Consider the following 20298-nt stretch of genomic DNA (forward strand, 5'->3'; position numbering starts at 1 on the left):
GTGCGCTGTTCCTTCCCTACTTCACCCTTCCCACGCCCGCCACGCGAGACGCGCCCGACGGCGGCCCCCGCCCGGAGACGGTGCTCTTCGCGCAGAACGCGGCGGGCGCCCTGCCCACGTACCTGAAACACCAGCACCGGCTACGGCGGGCTGTACATGCTGGGCGATTCGGTGCCGCGCGAGCAGCAGGCCAACGAGGTGGGCGGCGAGCGCCAGGCCAACGACGCGCACTACGTGGAGCTCTTCGGCGCGCTGGCCGCGCTGGACTTTGCGGCGCGCCGGGGCGAGGACGCCGCGGCGAAGCTGCCCGTGGTGCGAGCGACCGCCGTGGAAGGCCGCGACCCCACCTGGGCCGACCTGCCGCTGAATGCCCGCTCGCGAAGCCGGCTGATGGGCGGCATGGTGGCGGCGCACACCTTCCTCACGGCGTTCCGCCTGGATGGCGGCGCCCACCCCGACCTGGGTGCCTCGCTGCTGGGCGTCACCTGGCTGCAGCTGCTGAAGCTGAAGCCCGAGGAGCTGGTGGCGCGCGGTCCGGCGCTGGACGGCATGGGGCGCTTCTTTCGGGCGGCGTGGGGATGGCTGGCGGAGATGCGGCGCGGCACCCCGGCGCTGGCGCTGGTCCCCGCGTCCGCCGGGCCGCCGCGCAGCGTGCGTCCGGACGAGCTGATCGAGGGTCGCGGCGCCACGGCCGCCGAGCGCCGGGCGCGCCACGACGAGTCTGTGGTGTTCCGCCACTGGAACGACGCGGCGTACGCGCACCGGGGCGCGGGCTTTCCCGGCTTCATGCACGTGATGCGCGAGGGAAGCGAGCGCTACGCCGCGGCGGCGTTCGCCGAAAACGTCAGCCTGAACGGGGCCGCATGAGCCGCAACCTGCTGCCGCGGTTTCGCGAAACGCCCAACCCGGCCAACGTCGAGGCGCTTCCGCCAGGGCGCTGGGAAACGCTGCAGAACCCGGTGGAGCTGGCCAAGCTGGAGCTTCCGGCCGAGAACGCCTCGGAGATCCGCACCCGCATCCAGTCCATCCCCAGCCCGTGGGCGCGGCTTCACCTGTTCCGCAACGCGCTGGAGGACCCGCAGCACCCGGCGCACCGGCTTGTGCAGAACGAGCTGCTGGATGCACTGGAGTTCATCTGGTCACAGGGCTCCACCCGCGGCAGCCACGTGACGGTGGAGCGCGTTCGCCTGGACGACCTGCGCGCCCTGGCCCAGGACACCGGCTCCATGCGCGTGGAGGACTTCGCCGACGCGCTGGTGGAGCTTTCCCCCCGCCGGCCAGGCGGCGGGGCCGCGCAGAGCGCCGTCCCCACGCTCTCCATCCTGCTGGTGAACGGCACGCCCGTGGCCGCGTCGTCGCCGTACACCGTGCTGTTCACGGCCGAGGACGCGGGGCGCGGCGAGGCCATGCGCGGCCTGTTCCGCTACGCCGCGGGCGCCGACCATCGCCCCCTTTCCGCGCGCCCCTTCCAGTTCCAGCGCTACGTGGCGCAGGTGCTTCTTCCGCAGCTGGAGGCGCCCGCTCCCGAGTCGCACGACGAGTACGTGGCGTGGAACACGGTGCAGGCCTGCGTCACGGCCTGGCTGAAGCGGGAGATCCGCGAGTCGCGCGCCGGGCGCCCCGAGCGGATGCGCGACCAGCTGAGCCCGTCGCCCGACGCCGACGGGTGGAAGACCGCCGCGGCGTCGCTTCACCTGGAGCCCATCACCCCGCAGCGCTTCGGCGGGCTGGTGCTGTACCGGCGCCGGCCGGGCGCGGAGCTCGACGAGAGCCGCTGGCGCCTGCGCTCCACGATGGGTGCCCCGGCGCCCATCGTCGTCGACCCCTCCACCTTCGACGGCCGGTTCTACGAGGGGGCGCCGCCGGTAAAGCTTCCGGCGGACCTGGCGCGGCTGGACCGCAACGTCCTTCCCGGCGTGGACCGCGACCATCCGTGGGTTCACCCGCAGACCGACTGGTTGACGGACCAGGTGTTCCTGCTGGGCGAGCCGCTTCGCCCGGAGTCGGTGAAGGGGCTCAAGGGATACCGCGTGCAGTCGCAGGGCGCCGACCCGCGCTTTTCGCAGCCGCGGCTGGCGCTGCCCCTTCGCGGCGAGTTCTTCCGATTCTTTTCGCCCGACGACGTCGACCGGCTGCTGACGGTGGAGGTGCTTTCCAACGGCTCCGTCGCCGTCGCGCTGACGGTGCCCGTTGGAACCGACGACGACCCGGGCGAGGTGGTGGTGCGGCGCGTCTATCCCGACACGCACATCCTCAAGCAGTACGGCCCGGAGCTGACGGTGTGGCCGGCGTTCGCGCACCCGGCGTGGAGCGAGTACACCGTATTCCGCACCGACCGCGAGCAGTTCGTGGCCGAGCACGTGGAGGTGCGCGCCCTGGCCGCGGGGCAGGCGCTGGCCGTCACGGGGCAGGGCCGGCGCACGCCCCTCGTCCGCGCCGCGGCCTTCGCCGCGCGCCCGGAGATCCTGGAGTTCCGCAACACGGCCGGCGGCGGCGGCGACCGGGCCGAGTCGCTGGGCGTGGTGCTCCCCCGGTTTCCCGCCGCGGCCGATCCCCACGCCACGCGATGGGCCGTGGGCGTGGACTTCGGCACCTCCAACACCATCGTCAGCATCCGCGAAAACCAGGAGGCCGCCGCCGACATCTTCTCGGCGGAAAACCTGGTGCTCGCTATCACCGAGGAGGGCGCCGACACGAAGGAGTTCCTGGCCGGCTACTTCTTTCCGGCGGCCGTGCTCCCCGAGGCGTTCGGCACCGCGGTAGTGCACGTGGCGGGGCTTCCCCAGCTCGACCTGGCGCGCGAGCCAGCGGCGGTGCGGGTGAACGTGCCGTTTTCGGGGATCGTGAAGAACGACAGGGACAACAACCGCGTGACGGGCGACCTGAAGTGGTCCGCCGAGCACGAGGGCTACTTCCTGTCGTCGGCCTTTCTGCGGCACGTGATGGCCACCGTCGTCGCCGAGGGGCTGCGGCAGGGGGTGCAGCCCGGCGCCATCACCATCATGTACTCGTTTCCCCGCTCGTTCAGCGACGACCAGGTGCGCAGCCTGGAGCGCCAGTGGAACGACGTGCACCAGACCTTCGTGGCGCGCGGGCTGGGCGCGGTGAAGGTGGAGCGTGGCCTGGACGAAAGCCGCAGCGTGCTTCGGCACTTCTTCAACGCCGCGGGCGTGGGAATGCTGGGCGCCGGCAACGTGATCATCGACGTGGGCGGCGGCACGTCGGACCTGGCGGCGTACGGCGAGGGGCGCACGCTGCTGCTGGACTCGGTGCTGCTGGGCGGCAAGAACCTCACGGGGCCGCGGCAGCAGGGCGCCGGCAGGGAAGACCTGACGAACCCCTTCGTCCGCTCGTTCGTGGACTGGGCCAAGGCCAACGACCTGCCGCCCGCCCAGCGCGAGGTGCTCGACAAGTACATCGCCGACGGGCAGATCCACCTGGCGTTCACCTACCTGGTGCGCACGCCCTGGTTCGCGTCGGGCCAGGCCGCGCGGTTCTGGGTGGGACGCGAGTTCCGCGCGTTCCAGGCGATGGTCTTCTACTTCTTCGGCGCCCTCTTCCACTACACGGGGCTGGCGTTCCGCGCCCTTCCGCCGGTGGAGGGCACGGACGCGCCACGCCTTCCCGAGTCCATCACGCTGGCGGGCAACGGCAGCCAGTACCTGCACTGGCTCACCAACCTGCAGAAGGGCTCGCCGGGCGATCCGTACCGCCAGGCACTTTCCGACATCCTGCGCGCGGCTGCCGGTGCGGGAGAAGGGACTGCCGTGGCCATCCAGGTGACGGAGAAGCCCAAGGAAGAGGTGGCGCGCGGGCTGGTGGCGCCGGTGGTGAACGCCAGCCTGAACATCGACCCGCTGGCCGCCGGTCCCGTAGTGGGCGAGCACCTGTCGGTGCAGCTGCGCGCCGAGGGCGAGGTCCGGAAGCTCGAGCCGGCCACGCGCCTGGGCCCGGCGGAAACCTTCAGCCCCGACCGGCTGGCGACGCTGCGCTGGCCCGACGGCGAGCTGGAAGGCGAGCGATTCCACGCGTCGCTGCTCCGCGCCAGCGAGCGCCTGGTGCACCTGGGCGGCACCTGGGCGGAGCTGCCGGATCGGTATCGCAGCATCTTTTCCGGGCTGGCCGGCGTGGACCTGCGCAACGCCACCAGCCAGAAGCTGGAATACCGGGTCAACCAGTCCGGCGGATACCGCGGCTCGGTGTTCATCCTGGAAGCCACCGTGGTGCTGGAGCGCATGCTCGACAAGTTCTTCGGAGGCCGCCCATGAGCCTTTCCGAACTGCCGTGGGAGTGGATCTCCGCGGGACTGGCCGCGCTGGTGATCGTGCTCCTGGTGACACGAAAGCCACGGCGACGGCGGAGCCCGGAGAGCCACCGCACGCCAATGCCGATACCGGCCGGCGCGGATGTGCAGCAGGCGCCCGATCACAGGCTTCTGGCGCAGGCCGCGACCGAAATGCGAGGCGCAGTCGAACGGCAGGCCGAGCAGATGGAAAAGCTGAGGACGTTCTGGTCGCGGCGGCTGGATGCGGTGGAGGAGAAACTCGATCTGCTTTCCACGTTCGCGAAGCAGGCCGCCGCCCCGGCCCGGGACGATGGGCGCGCCGCGGTTTCGTACGCGGCATCGCCGAGTGCCGGAAGCTACGGCGAGGACAGCGCGTGGCTGACCGCAATCCCGGCCGTGCCGTCGTGGAGCGCCGGGCCGGCGGATCAGGCGGTCGAGATTCGGGATGGTGCGCTGGTTCGCAGCCGGTCGCTGCCTCCCGCGGCGTACGTGTCGCCCTCCGGGGCCGGCCAGGCGCGGGTGTACCTGAACGCCGACGTGCAGATGACGGAGATTTCGCTTCCCAAGTGGGAGGCGTTCTTCGACCTGCAGGGGGGGCGCACGTACGCGGCCTACCGCACCACGCGGCCGGCCGAGGTGCGCTGGGACGAGGGCGAGGGCCGTGGCGAGCTGATCAGCAAGGGATTGGCGGAGGCGATATGAGCGTCGTCGATCAAGCGCCGGATCCGCAGGTCCTCGCGCCGGAGGCGGGAGCTTCACCCGAGGCCGGGCCGCTTCGCCTGAAGATGATCAAGCCGCCCAGCCGGGGCGACAAGCCGGCCAGGGACTACCTGGTGGTCGGCGCGGTGTTCTATGGGGTGTTCTCCATCCTGTTCCTGATCAGCCTTCTCGGCGGCCGTCCGGACAAGGGGATGGCCCTGCGCGAGCTGTTCGGCCTGGGAGCACAGCCCAACTTCATCATCTTCATCCTGATCGTGACCGGACTGGCGCTGACGATCTACGCCGGGTGGACCGTCCGGGCCGACACGCTGGCCATCGCGCGCGAAGAAGACGACGTGGACTGGGTGCTGGCCCACGAGCGCGAAGGGCTGATGCTGGTGTTCGCCGACCCCAAGGAGCGACTTGCGCGTCTTCGCCGGGGAGAGCTTACGCTGCGTCCCGGCGAAACGCCCCACGTAGAGACGTTGGTGGACGATCGCGTGCGCCGCGTACACCAGGCGCGGCTGGACGGGGGCGCGGCGCACATTCCTGTCGAGGAGCTGCGCGGCATCGCCGAGACGCGAACGCTGCAATACGGACACGTGGCGCGCTTCGCCTCGTCGCTGCTGCTTCTGCTCGCCGTGCTCGGCACCTTCGCTGGAGTGAAGACGGCGCTTCCCAGCCTGATCGACGCCATCTCCGGCGCCGGAGGCGCGGGCGGGGGCGACGCGAACAGCATGGTCGGCCCGCTGCGCGCGGTTGCCGACGCGTTCGGGGGCAACGCGCTGGCGCTGGTGGGCGCCATCGCGGTGGGGCTGATGGCGCAGGGCCTGTCCGTGGGGCGGCGGCACCTGCTGGAGCGGCTGGAGCTGGTTTCGGCCGAGTACATCTACGAAACCACCCGCGCGCAGAACGCCGACCCGCTGATCGCGGCCGTGGGCACCCTGTCCGGCGCCGCGCAGGCCGTGCGGGAGGCCAGCGGATCGTTCCTGGGATTGGAAAGCTCGCTCCAGGGCCTGTCGCACTCCTTCCAAGCGGGGTTCGATACGCTGAACGACCAGCTGGCGGACCTGATGCGCCAGCAGGACGAGGCGCTGCACGAGAGGACGTCCAAGGCGCTGGAAGAGCTCCAGTCGCGCGTCGTGGCGCTCGCGGGCGCCGTGGAAGCGAACACCCGCCAGTACGGCGGGCTCGTGGACCGCGTCGGCGAGCGAGCGGCCGAATCGCGCGAGGCGTTCGCGCAGATGAAGGCCGCCAGCGACACCCTGTCGCAGGCGCTGACCGGCATCCTGCAAACCCGCGACGCCTCCGCCCGCGCCACCGAGAGCATCGAGAAGAGAATCGAGGCGCTGGTCGCCGGCACCTCCAGCGTGGACGCGCGGATGGCGGCCGTCGCCGAGGCCGTCGATCACGCACGCCCCGCCATGCAGGAGGTGGAGCTCGCCGTACGCGCCGCCGCCGCCCGCGTGGAAGGCATCGACGCGCGCGCGGCCCAGCACTGGAAGGACGCCGCCGACGAGGTAAAGGCGCAGTTCGAGGGCTTGGCGCGCACGCAGGTGCATCCGGCGGCAACCGTCGCGGGCGGCGGCCTCTCGCCCGACGCGGTGACCCTGCTGCGCCGCATCGCCGCCGCCGCCGAAGCGCCGCGTGGTCCATCGCCCACGCTGATCGCCGCGAGCTGCATGGCGGGCGTGCTGGGCGCCACCGCGGTCGCGTTCACCATCGCCTACCTGCTCGGCTGGCTGGACGCCGTGGGTCTATGGCCGGGCTGAGCTACGAGGATGAGGGCAGCGGCCCCTGGCCCGCCTTCGCCGACCTGCTGGGCGCCACCACGCTGCTGTTCCTGATCCTGTTCGCCGCCGTGGCCGCTCCCGCGCTCAAGCGCGCGGGCGAGGCGGACGCGCGCGAGAACACGCTCAAGAAGATCGAGCAGAAGGTGGCGGAGGCCGGCAACCGCGAGAACGTGGACGTGCTGCGCGTGGGCGACTACCTGCTCGTGCGCATCGAGGGCGAGGCCACCTTCGGCCAGAACCGCTTCGAGTTGGCTCAGCTGAAGCCGGAGGGGAAGCAGATCCTTCGCGAATTCGGCGCGTTCCTGCGCCGCGACAGCGTGCTGAACCTGATCGACCAGATCCAGGTGGTGGGCCACACCAGCAGCGAAGGGTCCGAAGAACGCAACTGGATCCTCTCGTCGTCGCGCGCCGCCTCGGTGTCGCTGTTCCTGATCGACAGCGTGGGCATCGGCCCCTGCCAGGTGTCGGCGCTGGGGCGAAGCCGGTACTACCCGGTAGACCCAGAGGCGGCCAGGAAATCCAACCGGGTCAACGAGAACGACCGGCGGATCGAGCTGGAGATCCGCCCCATCCTGCCCACCGACACCGTCCAGGCGGAGCGCCGGAGCAACTGCGTAGTGAAGGAGAGGGTGTGACGGCCGAAGGCGCCACGCCGCTTTCCGACCGCGTGCTGCGCGATCCCCTGGCCGTTCCACAGGGGCTGGAAAGCCTGCTGCGGGGCGTGGAGCGCGACGCCCGGCGGGAGCACGCCCGCATGGCGGCGCTAGCCGCGCGTCCAAACGCCATCGACGCCGTGCGCGCCTCGGCCGCGGACATCCACGCGTTTCTGCACGACGAGCTGGGCAGTCCCCTCCATCGCACACTGCGCCGGCCGCTGCGTCAGGTGGCGCCGGGAAGCGCCGCGGCGAAGAACCTGGACCAGGCCCGGCGCTGGCTCGTCTCGCGCGCCGCCCGTGCTGCCACGCTGCAGGCGGAAATCGACGTGGTGCGCGGCGCCGTGGTGCGCCTCCGCGACCGCTTCGCCGCCGAGATGCCCCGGGCCACGCAACAGGCCCTGGAGCGCGCGCGCGCCTCCGAAGCCCATCTCGCGCGCCTGCGCCGAGCGGAAGACGCGGAGCCGCTGCACGAGCGCCTTCGCGCCGCCGAGCGTGAGCTGGAGCGGCTGCAAGCGCACGTTCCGGGCACGGTCGATGAGTGGCAGCCCGGCGCGTCGTGGAGCGAAGAGGCCAGCTTGGGCGAGTTGCTGGCCGCCCTGGAGCTACGGCTTCGGGAGCGAGCCCCCGCGGTGCAGGAGCAGGGGCGTCGGGCTGCGGTCCAACGGCTGACAGTGCGGCACGTGGTGGAGTTGGCGCGCGCCGCGCCCGCCGGAACTGCCGCCGGGCGGGATGTCCACGTGGCGGCCGAGCAGGCGGCGCTCTCGCTGGTACGAGGCCACGCGCAGGCGCACGGGAGCGAAGACCTGCCTCTATGGGCCGCCGTACTGGGTGGAGCGAGCGACGCGGTGTACGGCGGCGGCGAGTTCGGCTGGGCGCCGCAGCTTCCCCCGCCCGCGCCCGCGCCGGACACCGATCCGGGCAGCACCCGCTTCGTGGTGCCTATCGACGAAACCTACGTGCTGATCACGGTGGACCTTCGCTCCAGCGTTCGCGTGCGCGACCGGCGGATCGCGCTGGACAAGGTGGTGGAGTGCGCCGCCTTTTCGCCGGAAGGAGAAGCCGACACCCTGGCGCTCGCCCGGCTGGACGTGCAGCCGCTCTTTGCCGGCTTTTCCCCGGTGCCCGGATGGTACGCCACCGAGACCAACGCCCGGCTGCAGGTGATCGCCGAAGCCGGGGACCGGTGGATCGCCCGCGTGGTGCGGAAGGGCGCCCTACGGCGAAGCCGCACGCCGGGATGGGTGCCGGATCCGCCCGCCCGCGCCCGTCTGCGCGTGCTCGGATCGCTCGCGGAGCCGTCCGGCGCGGAGCCGATCGAGGTGGGCCGGCAAGACCGGGAGACCCGCGTGTTCTGTGGATTGGAAACCACCCGCGTGGACCTGCCGTTCGTGGACTGCGCGGTGGCGTGGCTCCGCTCCCCGGGCCACACGGCGTGGAGTGGCGAGGCGCTCGCCGCCGAGGAAGAGGTCTTCCGCGCGATCTCCCGCCGGGTGCCGTTCACGGTGCCGCGCGCCATCGGACCGGGCCGCTACCCCGGGACGGATACGGAGGGAGTCCTCTACGTTCCGCCGTTCGGGGCACGCCTCGACGAAAGCCCGCCAATGGAGACTTGGCTCCGCGCAAGCTACGGCCGGGCGCAGCTGGGGGCGGCGGCACGCCTGTGGACGCGCGTGAACAAGGCGGGATACGCGCTCGGCGTGTATCACCTGGACGCGATGGTGTTCCGGACGGGATGGAGCCCTCCCGGCGGTTTCCCCACCGCGCACGCCGTGGCCACCGACGCGCCGTACGGCTGTGTGCTGGGCCAATACTACCGCCGTCCCCCGGCGGACCCGCTGTACCTGCCGCGCTACGCGGGGCTCGGCGGCCACGTGCTCCCGCCCGGCGTGGCGCAAGGAGAGGTGGCGCTCCCCGAGTGCGAGGCGCAGGCGTTCGCGCTCTTCGCGCTGGATGTACTGGCCAGCCGCCCGCTGCCGCTCTCGCCCATAACGCCAGCGCTGGAACTCGCCGCCATGCTGCCGGACTTCGGGAACCACTTCGTACAGCCGGCGCTGGTCCGTCCGCTGGCCGAGGCACTGGTTTCGTGCGACGCCGCGGGGCGGATCATCGAGTGGATCGCGGTTCTCGCCCAGCGCTGACCATGGCAGCAATATCGACTCATTCACGTGCCCGGCGCAGATGTGTGGCGCCGGGCACAGCTTTTGTGCTGGAACGGCGGTTTCGCGGAGGTCGACGAGAAGAATGCATCCCTCTGCGTCCTCTCTGTCTTCTCTGCGTCCTCTGCGTGAAACTCGCGGAGTTGTAGATACAACGAGGCAAGGGAATGGCGATCGCGAGCATCAACCCGGCAACGGGCGAAACGCTGAAGACCTTCGACGCGCTGACGCCGGAGGAGATCGAACGGAAGCTGGCGCGCGCAGAGCAAGCCTTCCGTGCGCACCGGCGCACGTCAATAAGCCAGCGCTCCGAGCGGATGGCGCGCGCGGCCGAGGTGCTGGAGGGCGAAAAGGACCGCTTCGCCGGTCTGATGACGACGGAGATGGGAAAGCCCCTCGCCGCCGCCGTCGCCGAGGTGGAGAAATGCGCCTGGGTGTGCCGCCACTACGCGGAGCACTCCGGGGAGATGCTGCGGCCCCGCCCGGTGGACGTCGGCGATGCGCGGGCCGAGATCCACTTCCTGCCGCTCGGCGCCGTCCTCGCGATCATGCCGTGGAACTTCCCCTTCTGGCAGGTCTTCCGCTTCGCAGCGCCGGGGCTGATGGCCGGCAACGTGGGCCTGCTGAAGCACGCCTCCAACGTGCCCCAGTGCGCGCTCGCGATCGAGGAGGTGTTCCGGCGCGCCGGGTTCGACGAGGGCGTTTTCACCACGCTGCTCGTCGGCTCGGATGCGGTCGGCGGCCTGCTGGACGATCCCCGCGTCGCCGCCGCTACGCTCACGGGCAGCACGCCAGCCGGGAGCAGCGTGGCGGAGCGCGCGGGACGCAACCTCAAGAAAACCGTGCTGGAGCTGGGCGGCAGCGACGCATTCGTGGTGATGCCCAGCGCGGATCTGGACGGGGCGGCAAAGACCGCGGCTAAGGCACGCTGCATCAACAACGGCCAGTCGTGCATCGCCGCCAAGCGCTTCATCGTCCACGAGGCGGTGGCGGACGAGTTCGAGCGCCGCTTCGTCCACGCGATGGAGGCGCTGAAGGTGGGCGATCCCATGAACGCAGGCACAGACGTGGGGCCGCTGGCGACGGAGTCCATCCGCGACGAGGTGGCCGGCCAGGTGCGCGCCGCCGTGGATGCGGGCGCGCGCGTGCTCACCGGCGGGCACTCGATGGACGGCCCGGGCTTCTTCTATCCGCCGACAATCCTGACCGACATCCCGCGCGAGGCGCCGGCGTACTACGAAGAGGTGTTCGGCCCCGTGGCGCTGCTGTTCCGCGTGCCGGACCTGGACGCGGCGATCGCGATGGCCAACGACTCGCCCTTTGGCCTGGGGAGCAGCGTGTGGACGCGCGACGAGGGCGAGCGCGCCCGGTTCATCGCGGAGATCGAGGCGGGGATGACGTACGTCAACGCGATGGTCGCCTCCGATCCTCGGCTGCCGTTCGGCGGCGTCAAGCAATCCGGCTACGGCCGCGAGCTGGGCGAGTTCGGCATCCACGAGTTCGTGAACATCAAGTCCGTGTGGATGCAGGAGAACGCGCCCCGCGACCACCCTGCGGCGGAGTAGCATGGAAGCCGTGATCCTGGTGGGGATCCAGGCGTCGGGAAAGTCGACGTTCTACAAGCAGCGCTTCTTCGATACGCACGTCCGCATCAGCCGCGACCTGCTGCGGACCAAGAACCGCGAATCGCTGCTGATGGACGCCTGCATCCGCGCGCAGCAGCCGTTCGTCATCGACAACACCAATCCGCTGGCGGAAGAGAGGGCGCGCTACATCCTCCCCGCCCGCGCCGGGCGCTTCCGCGTGGTCTGCTACTTCTTCCGCACCGAAACCCGAGCCGCCATCGCGCGCAACAACAAGCGCGAGGGCAGGGCCAGGATCCCCATCCCCGGCATCCTGGGCACCTACAAGAAGCTCGAGGAGCCCCGCCCCGAAGAGGGCTTCGACGAGATCTACCTCGTCACCCTTACGCCCGAGAATGAGTTCGTCGTCGCTCAGCTGTTCCCCGGGCCCTCGGACACATCCAATCTGGAATAGATCTCCTGGACCGGGATGGCGCATCCGACTGAGTTCAGCATCAGGGTGTCGTCCACGCCAGTGATCTCCGTCAGCGTCCACATGTCGCCTTGCCGGCGCCAGTGCTCGATCAAGATGCAGTCCTGCGCGATGAACAGCACCTCGTGGAGTGAATCGATCTTCCTGTAGTGAACGAACTTGTCCCCACGATCGTACGATGCCGTGCTGGGAGAGAGCACCTCGACGACCAATCCGGGATTCAACAGGATGTCGACTTCCCGGTCCTCGAACTTCGGCTCGTCGCAGACCGCCACCACGTCGGGATACACGTACCTCGACGGAGTGACTTTCACCCGCATCGTGTTCGAGTACACCTCGCATGGGCGCCCATCGAAGCAGTTGCCGAAAGTGCGAACCAGGTTCGAAACGATGATGTTGTGAGGGCGGGAGTTACCACTCATCGCGATCATGCGGCCGTCGATGTATTCGCTCCTGAATTCAGCGTTGCGGTCCAACGCCAGGTACTCCTCGGGCGTGTATCGATCGAAAGCTGCTGCTGACATTGCACCCTCCGGCTAGAGTTGCGCCGAGTGTAAGGTCACGTTTCGCAGCCGCACAACCCTCTTGTCGTTACAGCGCCACAACTCCGCCAGCAGCCGAACATAGGTGTATGCCCTGTGTCTGCTTACGGAAGGGTCCCCAAGCCTTTGGGGAGACAGACGGAGGGCGCGGGAAACCTTTCCCGCGCCCTCCTCGTCCACCGCGTGACCCCAAGCAGTTCAGACCAGCGCGGCCTCGCGCGAGGGATAGTGCGACGTCACGTAGTCGTCCAGGATGCGCTTGAACTCGTCGGCGATGTGGTCGCCCTTGAGCGTGATGAAGTGCTCGCCATCCACGTACACGGGAGCCTTGGGCTCTTCGAAGGTGCCGGGAAGCGAGATGCCCAGGTTGGCGTGCTTGCTCTCGCCCGGGCCATTCACCACGCACCCCATCACCGCCACCTTCATCTCCTCCACTCCCGGGTGCGTATCGCGCCACACCGGCATCTGCTCGCGAAGGTACGTCTGGATGCTTTCCGCCAGCTGCTGGAAGTACGTGGACGTGGTGCGCCCGCACCCCGGGCAGCTGGTGACCTGCGGCGTGAACGAGCGCAGCTCCAGCGACTGCAAAATCTGCTGGGCCACGTGCACCTCTTCCGTGCGGTCGCCGCCGGGTTTGGGCGTCAGCGACACGCGGATGGTGTCGCCGATTCCCTCCTGCAGCAGGATGGACAGCCCCGCCGTGGACGCCACCACGCCCTTGGTGCCCATGCCCGCCTCGGTGAGCCCCAGGTGCAGGGGATAGTCGGAGCGGGGCGCCAGCTTGCGGTACACGGCCACCAGGTCCTGCACCCCGCTGACCTTGGCGGAAAGGATGATGCGGTCGTGCGGAAGCCCCAGCCGCTCGGCCGCGGCGGCGGAGCGCATCGCGCTCTCGACCATGGCGTCCATCATCACGTCCTTGGCGTCCTTGGGCGCGAACGAGCGGGCGTTCTCGTCCATCATCTCCGTCAGCAGCGCCTGGTCCAGCGAGCCCCAGTTGACGCCGATGCGCACCGGCTTTCCGAACTCCAGGGCGCGGTCGATGATGGCGGCGAAGTTCTCGTCGTGCCGCTTGGCGCCCACGTTGCCGGGGTTGATGCGGTACTTGGCGAGCGCTCGCGCGGTGTCGGGATACTTGTGAAGCAGCAGGTGGCCGTTGTAGTGGAAGTCGCCCACGATGGGCACCTCCACGCCCCGCGCGCGCAGGAACTCCACCACGTGCGGCACCGCACGCGCGGCCTCTTCGTTGTTCACCGTCACGCGGACGATCTGGCTGCCCGCGCGCCACAGGGCGGCCACCTGGCGGACGGTACCCTCGATGTCGGCGGTGTCGGTGTTGGTCATGGACTGCACGACCACGGGGGCGGCGCTGCCCACGGGCACGCCCCCCACGTTCACCATCACCGTCGGTCTGCGGCGGAAGATCTGCATGTTGTTTGCTGCCGGTCGGTTGCAATCGAAGCACGAATCTAACCTCATCGCGCCCCGTCCGAAATCCGCCCGTACAAACGTTTGCATGCCCGCGGCGGGACCGCTACACTTCACGCCGCCTCTCCGGCGCGTCCGCCGACCTGACTCTCCGATTCCCCCGTCCAAGCCGATGATCCGATCGATCTTTCGATTTACCCGTCCCCTGTTCGCGCTCGCCCTGGCCCTCGCCGCGGGAGCCACCCTGCCGGACCGCGCCGCCGCCCAGGGCACCGACACCGTGGCCGTGGCGCAGGACACCCTGTTCGAGGTGCGCCTTACGGACGGCTCAGTGCTGTATGGCCGGGTCATCGAGAGCACCAGCGACCGGGTGGTGATCCGGACGCAGTCGGGCGCCATGGTGACGGTGGAACGCGCGCAGATCGCGTCGATGCAGCCCACCCGCGGCAGGGTGGTGCAGGGCCGCGTGTGGCGGGAGGATCCGAACGCCACGCGCCTGTTCTTTGGCCCCACGGGACGCGCCGTCGGCAGGGGCCGGGGCTACCTGGGCGTGTACGAGGTGGTCCTGCCCTTCGTCACCTACGGGGTCACCGACCAGTTCAGCATTTCGGCGGGCACTCCGATCATCCCCGGCGCGATGGGCGAGATCTTCTACATCGCACCCAAGTTCACCCTCGTCGAAACCGACAAGATGGCGGTCGCGGCAGGCGTGCTGGCCGGCAGCACCGGTGACGAGACGGCCGGAGTCGTCTACGGCGTGGGGACCTTGGGTGATCGCGACCATGCCGCCAGCCTCGGCGTCGGGGTCGGGTTCAGCAATGGTGACTTCGGCAGCCAGCCCGTAGTGATGGCGGGCGGTGAAATGCGCATCGGCAGCAACACGAAGCTGATCACCGAGAACTACTTCGCGCCGGGCGAGTCTGGGGTGATTGGTTCGGGCGGTGTGCGGTTCTTCGGCGAGCGCCTCTCGGCAGACTTCGGACTCTTCACCAACTTCGGCGCCGAGTGCGAAGGCCTCTGCTTCCTTCCGCTCGTGAACTTCGTCTACAGCTTCTGACGGATCCACGCGGTGCGAGGTAGATTCCGAGCGGGGCGGCCGGTGCCGTCCCGCTCGTTTCGTCCTGGACTGGATTTCGGGAGACGCGTGACCATTCGACCGGCGACATGTGTGCGCCGTCGGAAATGGCTACTGTATGCATGTGGGGCAAGGAGCCCATGCGTCGTGAACTTCGATATCCACGTGTCGATACGCTGCGGTTGCGCCCAGCCGATCGGCATCCCACACGCTGACTGCCAGGGAGTGGTGCGCAACCTGCCCAGGGGTCGGACAGAGCGTCAGCGTTGTCGAGTTGGTGGTACTTCCGGTGCTCCACTGATAACTGTAGGGCCCATCACCGCCCACCGGATACACGGAGAAATGCTCTGTGCGGCACGATTCGATCGTATATCGGAACGTGCAGGTACTGCTGGTGCAGCCATTGATGTCTGCCCGCTCCATCCCGCCTAGTGCTCTCATCGCGTTCACCGCGCCGAATCCAATGTATTTGGCGCGATTGGGGTAGCCGGCTGCGGTTTCGTACAGTCTCTGGCGGGTATGCGCCGCTCCACCACCGTAGTGCGACCAAACCAGTGCTGCCATACCCGCAACTACCGCAGTAGCACTCGAACTGCCGCGCATGTAGAGGACCGTGCTGTTCTGCCCCGCCGTTGGATACCCGTAGTAAGCGGCGAGATCGACCTCCGGTCCGCCATGAACGTCACACGCCAGCTTCCCGTTCTGGTCGATGGCCGTCACGGCAACCACCTCGTTCATCAGTGCAGGGAAAAGTGTCGGTGGCGGCGTCACATCCACCCAGGAGTACTTGATGGTCGCGCACGAGCTCTGGGTCCCCGCTGCCGCGATAAACAGCCGAGGCTGCGTCGGCTCATTCGCCCAATACCGGATTTCGTCCGCCACATAGTCCAGAAAATCGGTAGTTCCCCAAGCCATGGCGACAATGTGGCTCGCCTGGGCTGCCATACGGATTCCTTGCTGGGCGTCACCCCCGAATGCACCGACAACTACATCGTCGTTGTGTCGCACACTCACGAGATTGGCACCCCACGCAACGCCGATTGGCCCCTGCCCGTCTCGAGGGGCGGCCATGATGCCCGACATTCGCGTTCCGTGGGAACACACCGCCCAAGGACTGGTGAAACTCGCCGTATTCAGGTAGCTCACCGACCGCGACGCGCTGGCACCGCCCTTGAATTCGGGAAGCGTAATCTGCTGGCTGTTGTAGAAGACCCCGGTATCTACGAGTCCAATCGTGATGTTTTCACCATTGCTGCGGGTCCAGGCGTTATTCACACCGAGTGAGCTGTATACGGCAGGCACGATATCTCCGGACGGAGAATATATTTCATTGCCGGACCACAAGTTCTCGGAGCAACCGGGTGGCTCGGCGAATGTAAATCCGGGAATCAGATCAGGATTGACATAGTCGACGAAAGGGAGCTGCCGAATCCGGGCCAGTGTTTGCGCGTCGGGAACCTGGACGATCACGATTGGGAGCAGCGTATCGCGATGCAGGATCTCCAGCCCCGGGATGCGCTGTAGCACGCGCGTCGCCGCCTGGATATCGGAATCGCCGATCAGGATGTCGCTCATGTACACTCCGCGCGCCTGCCCGGGTGTTTTCAAGCCGACGACCGCTCGTCCGTCACCTCGAGCGATGAGCACCCAGAGACTGTCATCCGCCATCTGGCTGAACCTGGAGCCCGTGTCGGAACTTCGGGATGGGATGGCGGTGCTCCGGCCGGAAGAAGCCATACTGTGTTCCGCGGAAGCCTGACGGTCCTCTGGAACCGCCGCGATGTCCATGCATCCTTGCAGAACTGCAATGACTGGCACCAGACGAAGCAGCCCTATCATTGATTTTGTGATTGATGCGCGCATGTTGTCTCCTGCGGAAGGTTGACCTACTCTGGAAGGCGTGTGGATGATTGCGGACCGGGGGATCCACCTGACACCCCGGTCGGTTGGGGCGCGTTCACGCCGACTCCCTGTACCGGCGGAAAACCCGTGTCCGCAATGTGCGTCAGCTTGCCTGCCAATACAACATTCATCGGAAGGGACACGATGCCTTCCAGCCCACCTGATTTCATTTCATTCCCGGAGACGCGGATGACGATCGACAACGACGACATGGTGCGCACGCTGGCGGAGCTGGTGCGCATCAACTCCATCAACCCGGCCTTCAGCGGCGGCACGACGGATGAGCGCCTGGTGGCGGCCTACGTCGCCCGGCGGATGGAGACGCTGGGGATGGAGGTCCATTCGCACGAGGCCGCGCCGGGACGGGTGAGCGTCGTCGGGCGGCTGCGGGGCAGCCGCGGCGGGCGCTCGCTGATGCTGTACGCGCACCACGACACGGTGGGCATCGAGGGGATGCCCGACCCGTGGAGCGCCGAGGTGCGCGACGGGCGGATGTACGGCCGCGGGGCCTACGACATGAAGTGCGGGCTGGCCGCGTGCCTCGCCGCGGTGCAGGCGATCACCCGAACGGGCGTGCCGCTGTCCGGCGACCTGCTGATCGCGTCCGTGGCCGACGAGGAGGAGGCCAGCACGGGGATGGCCCAGGTGCTGCGCCACCACACGGCCGACGCGGCGGTGCTCACCGAGCCCACCGAGCTGGCGATGGTGGTGGGGCACCGGGGGTTCTGCTGGCTGGAGGTGGAGGTGATCGGGCGCGCGGCGCACGGCAGCGCGTTCCGCGAGGGGATCGACGCCAACCTGCGCATGGGCCGCGTTCTCGCGCGGCTGGAAGCGCTGGGAGAGCGCCTGGTCGCCGCGCCGCCGCACCCAGTCGTAGGCCCGCCCTCGATGCACGCCGCCACGCTGCACGGCGGCACCGGGCTCAGCACGTACGCCGCTCGCTGTGTGCTGCAGATCGAGCGGCGCACCGTCCCCGGTGAGACGGAGGCGCAGGTCGTGGGCGAGGTGCAAGCCATCCTCGACGAGTTGGCGGCCGCCGACCCCGCGTTCCAGGCGACGGTGCGCCCCCTGCTCACCCGCGGACCGTGGGCGGCGCGTGACGACTCCCCCATCGCCGCCGCCGTGGAGTCCGCGTCGGTGGCGGTCCTGGGCCACGCTCCGGTGCGGACGGGCGCGCCGTACTGGATGGACGCCGCGCTGATGGGAGATGCGGGGATCGACGCTGTGGTCCTGGGCCCCACCGGCGCCGGTGCCCACGCCACCGAAGAGTGGGTGGACCTGGAGTCGGTACGGCAGACGGCGGAGATCCTGGCGAAGACGGCGGCCTCGTTCTGCGGCTGACGAGCCGAGGGGGGCGGCTACCGCGAAATCATCGGCCCCGCACCTCGATTTCGAAGTGCGGGGCCTCGTCCTCTGCAATGGGTCTGCGCGCTACGTGCCGCGCCGGGCCAGCGAGAACGCGTATGCCGAGACGGCGCGGATCTGCTCGTCGGTGAACTTGCCGTTGCCCTTGGGCGGCATCGGCACACCGAACTGCTCCGTGGCCGGGGCGCCTTCGGTCACCACGCGGATGATCTCCTCGTACGCGCCGGTGCCCTGGCTCCACTGGTCGTCCACCAGGGAGGGCCCCAGCTGCGTTCCCTGCCCCGCCTCGCCATGGCACATCACGCAGGCCGAGCGGTACAGCCCGCGGCCCTGGCCGCCCTGCACGGGGGTGACGCCCTGCGGCAGCTGCCCGGGCGGAGGGCCGGAATCTCCCGGCGCCACGTCCGCGGGCCCGCCCTTGGCTGCCTCGCGGCCGCCCGCGCGCCGCGCTTCCCTGTCGCATCCCGAAACGGCGGCCAGCACCAGCGCCGCCGCCATCCATGTCCACTGCTTCCGCATCGGCTCCGTCCGAAACGTCATGACCGGACCGCCGCCGAACCGAAATGTCCCGGGCGGGGCCGCTGATGGGCGTTCGCTACCGCAAGCGTTGTTCCGGGCGTGACGGAGGCGGGCTTCCCGCGCCCGCCGTACGCGGCGCGCCGCAGGTGGCGCAGAAGCCCCACTCGGGCTCCAGCATGGCGCTGCAGTCCGCGCAGGGCACGGGCACCAGCACCTTGCCGCAGAAGGGGCAGAAGCGCGCCTGCCGCTCCACCGGCAGGGGCGAGCGGCACGCCGGGCACGGCTTGGGACGCGGGCGGGGAGGATCGGCGGGGGGCGCGGCGTCTGCCGGCTTCTCCACGGCGGGCGCGGATGCGGTCCGCGGCGCGGCGGACGCCGGGGCGGAGGCGACCACCGGCGGCGCGGTAGGATCGGGCTGCGGCGGCTGCGCGAAGGGGTTGGGCTGCACGCCCACCTCGGCGTAGTCGCGGTAGATGCCCAGGATGGGGTTGGGCGCCTGCAGCTCGCGCCGGAACTCGTCCATCACCTCCGCGCGGTCCGTTTCCAGGTACTCGCGCTCACCCGAAAGGAGGCGCAGCAGGGCGTGCTCGTACTCCGCCAGCTCCGCGAAGCCCAGCTCCGAGCGGATCAGCCGGTACGGCACCACCTCCTGGTACAGGTCGCCGATGGTCAGCGCCCGCCCGGGGTCGCGCGCAAGCGCCGTGGCGATGCGCCGGTACAGCCGGTCGAGTGCGTCCACTGAGGGTGCGTGAGTGCGGAGGTGCGTGAGTGCGGAAGCGCTGGGCTTCCGCGCGTCAGGGTTGGGCCGGCGCCGGCTCGCGCGGGGCCGAGCGCATCAGCGTGCGCAGCTCGGCGGGGGCGCGGCGCAGCTCCTGGTCGGCCTCGGCGGCGCGGCCCGACTCGCGAAGCGCGCGCACCAGGCCGCCCCACGCGCGGAGCGACTCGCGGTCGTGCCGCAGGGCCACGCGAAAACGCTCCACCGCCTCGGGGGCGCGGCGCGCGTCCAGCAGCAGGTATCCCAGCTCCGCGTGAAGCTCTGCGTGCTCGGGATTGGCGTCCAGCCCCGCCTGCAGCTCGCGCCGCGCGTCCGCCGGGCGACCCGCTTCGCGGTAAATGCGGGCCAGGTACACGCGGGCCAGAGCGTCGCGCGGATGCTCGCCGGCATGGGCGCGGAACTCCCGTTCGGCCTCGGTCACGCGGCCGGCCAGGAACGCCTGCTCGCCCCGCTGCAGTGCACCATCGTCTTCGCCCCCGCGCATGCGGACCGCGGCGACGAGCAGGAGGCCCAGCACGCCGAGCGCCAGCAGCGCCTGCCAGGGAAAGCGGCGGCGCGCCTCGGCGGGCACGGCGTGCACGGGCGCCTCGTCGTCGCGCACCAGCGGCTCGTCGTCGTCAGGGAGCGCGGGGTCTTCCAGGTGCGCCGGCGGGAGCGCCAGGACGTGCGACTCGATTCCGCCCGCGACGGACAGCGCCAGCTCGGCGTCGCGGGGCAGCGCATCCGCCCCGCGGCCGATGCGCTCGGCGGCGCCGTGAAGCTCGTGGAACGCCGCCGCCAGCTCCATGGGCACGCGGTTGCGGCGCCGCAGCTCGGCCAGAAGGTCGGGGGTGGAAAGGTCGTCCTCGGAAAGCGCGCGCAGTCGCAGCTCCACCGGGGCGGTGGTGTCGTCGCGCAGCATGCGGCGCAGCGTGGTGTCGGCCGCGTGGGCCACACGCACGATGGCCCCGGGCGCGCTGGCGCCCGTGCGCAGCGCGTCCAGGTCGGAGGCGCGCTGGCGCAGCGGGCGAAGCGTGCTCTCGGGGCCGAAGGTCACGGGCGGCGGAGC

At 69.8% G+C, this 20298-nt stretch carries 16 protein-coding genes; 10 read left to right on the plus strand and 6 right to left on the minus strand.

The annotated features are described in order from the left end of the window. Positions 1-156 precede the first annotated feature (156 nt). The 8 genes from VF632_RS03025 to VF632_RS03060 all read left to right on the plus strand — a co-directional run bounded on the left by VF632_RS03025 (position 157) and on the right by VF632_RS03060 (position 11626). Positions 157-867: a hypothetical protein gene (locus tag VF632_RS03025; protein ID WP_331021365.1), complete on the plus strand. Its 711-nt coding sequence runs from the start codon at positions 157-159 to the stop codon at positions 865-867. Then, positions 864-4268, plus strand: coding sequence for a hypothetical protein (locus VF632_RS03030; RefSeq protein ID WP_331021366.1), 3405 nt, complete (start codon positions 864-866; stop codon positions 4266-4268). Before VF632_RS03025 ends, VF632_RS03030 begins: the two co-directional genes overlap by 4 nt. Beyond that, on the plus strand, positions 4265-4987 hold the full coding sequence (locus tag VF632_RS03035) for a hypothetical protein (RefSeq protein ID WP_331021367.1): 723 nt from the start codon (positions 4265-4267) through the stop codon (positions 4985-4987). The genes VF632_RS03030 and VF632_RS03035 overlap by 4 nt, the downstream gene beginning before the upstream one ends. Further along, a complete protein-coding gene (locus VF632_RS03040) occupies positions 4984-6756 on the plus strand; it encodes a hypothetical protein (protein WP_331021368.1) in 1773 nt (590 codons plus the stop codon). The genes VF632_RS03035 and VF632_RS03040 overlap by 4 nt, the downstream gene beginning before the upstream one ends. Continuing rightward, the gene (locus VF632_RS03045; RefSeq protein WP_331021369.1) at positions 6744-7412 is read left to right on the plus strand and encodes an OmpA family protein; all 669 of its coding nucleotides are present in this window, start codon (positions 6744-6746) and stop codon (positions 7410-7412) included. Before VF632_RS03040 ends, VF632_RS03045 begins: the two co-directional genes overlap by 13 nt. After that, positions 7409-9571, plus strand: coding sequence for a hypothetical protein (locus VF632_RS03050; RefSeq protein ID WP_331021370.1), 2163 nt, complete (start codon positions 7409-7411; stop codon positions 9569-9571). Before VF632_RS03045 ends, VF632_RS03050 begins: the two co-directional genes overlap by 4 nt. Positions 9572-9756: 185 nt before the next feature. Next, positions 9757-11154 (plus strand): NAD-dependent succinate-semialdehyde dehydrogenase, encoded by a 1398-nt coding sequence (locus VF632_RS03055; protein WP_331021371.1) that lies wholly within the window; start codon positions 9757-9759, stop codon positions 11152-11154. Position 11155: 1 nt separating this feature from the next. Then, positions 11156-11626, plus strand: coding sequence for an AAA family ATPase (locus tag VF632_RS03060; protein WP_331021372.1), 471 nt, complete (start codon positions 11156-11158; stop codon positions 11624-11626). Here VF632_RS03060 and VF632_RS03065 read toward each other — a convergent pair. Beyond that, positions 11584-12168 carry a Uma2 family endonuclease gene (locus VF632_RS03065; RefSeq protein WP_331021373.1) on the minus strand — a complete coding sequence of 195 codons (585 nt, stop codon included), beginning with the start codon at positions 12166-12168 and terminating at the stop codon, positions 11584-11586. The genes VF632_RS03060 and VF632_RS03065 overlap by 43 nt on opposite strands. Before the next feature lie 216 nt (positions 12169-12384). Then, the gene (gene ispG / locus VF632_RS03070) at positions 12385-13617 is read right to left on the minus strand and encodes a flavodoxin-dependent (E)-4-hydroxy-3-methylbut-2-enyl-diphosphate synthase (protein ID WP_331021374.1); all 1233 of its coding nucleotides are present in this window, start codon (positions 13615-13617) and stop codon (positions 12385-12387) included. 169 nt (positions 13618-13786) lie between these two features. Here ispG and VF632_RS03075 point away from each other — a divergent pair, with 169 nt between their 5' ends. Next, positions 13787-14671, plus strand: a complete 885-nt coding sequence (locus VF632_RS03075; protein WP_331021375.1) for a hypothetical protein — start codon at positions 13787-13789, stop codon at positions 14669-14671. A 129-nt stretch (positions 14672-14800) separates the two neighbouring features. Here VF632_RS03075 and VF632_RS03080 read toward each other — a convergent pair whose 3' ends face one another. After that, positions 14801-16264 (minus strand): S8/S53 family peptidase, encoded by a 1464-nt coding sequence (locus tag VF632_RS03080; RefSeq protein ID WP_331021376.1) that lies wholly within the window; start codon positions 16262-16264, stop codon positions 14801-14803. A gap of 516 nt (positions 16265-16780) precedes the next feature. Between VF632_RS03080 and VF632_RS03085 the strand changes: the two genes are divergently transcribed. Continuing rightward, positions 16781-17932: a M20/M25/M40 family metallo-hydrolase gene (locus tag VF632_RS03085; protein WP_331021377.1), complete on the plus strand. Its 1152-nt coding sequence runs from the start codon at positions 16781-16783 to the stop codon at positions 17930-17932. Positions 17933-18022: 90 nt separating this feature from the next. Here the strand turns inward: VF632_RS03085 and VF632_RS03090 are convergent, their stop codons facing one another. From VF632_RS03090 to VF632_RS03100, 3 genes are read right to left on the minus strand one after another with little or no spacing between them, the layout of a single operon-like run. Beyond that, positions 18023-18496 carry a cytochrome c gene (locus tag VF632_RS03090; RefSeq protein ID WP_331021378.1) on the minus strand — a complete coding sequence of 158 codons (474 nt, stop codon included), beginning with the start codon at positions 18494-18496 and terminating at the stop codon, positions 18023-18025. A gap of 55 nt (positions 18497-18551) precedes the next feature. Beyond that, a complete protein-coding gene (locus VF632_RS03095; RefSeq protein ID WP_331021379.1) occupies positions 18552-19214 on the minus strand; it encodes a zinc ribbon domain-containing protein in 663 nt (220 codons plus the stop codon). A 55-nt stretch (positions 19215-19269) separates the two neighbouring features. Next, a complete protein-coding gene (locus tag VF632_RS03100) occupies positions 19270-20286 on the minus strand; it encodes a tetratricopeptide repeat protein (protein WP_331021380.1) in 1017 nt (338 codons plus the stop codon). Positions 20287-20298: the final 12 nt, after the last annotated feature.

The organism is Longimicrobium sp., from assembly GCF_036388275.1.
Taxonomy (GTDB): domain Bacteria; phylum Gemmatimonadota; class Gemmatimonadetes; order Longimicrobiales; family Longimicrobiaceae; genus Longimicrobium.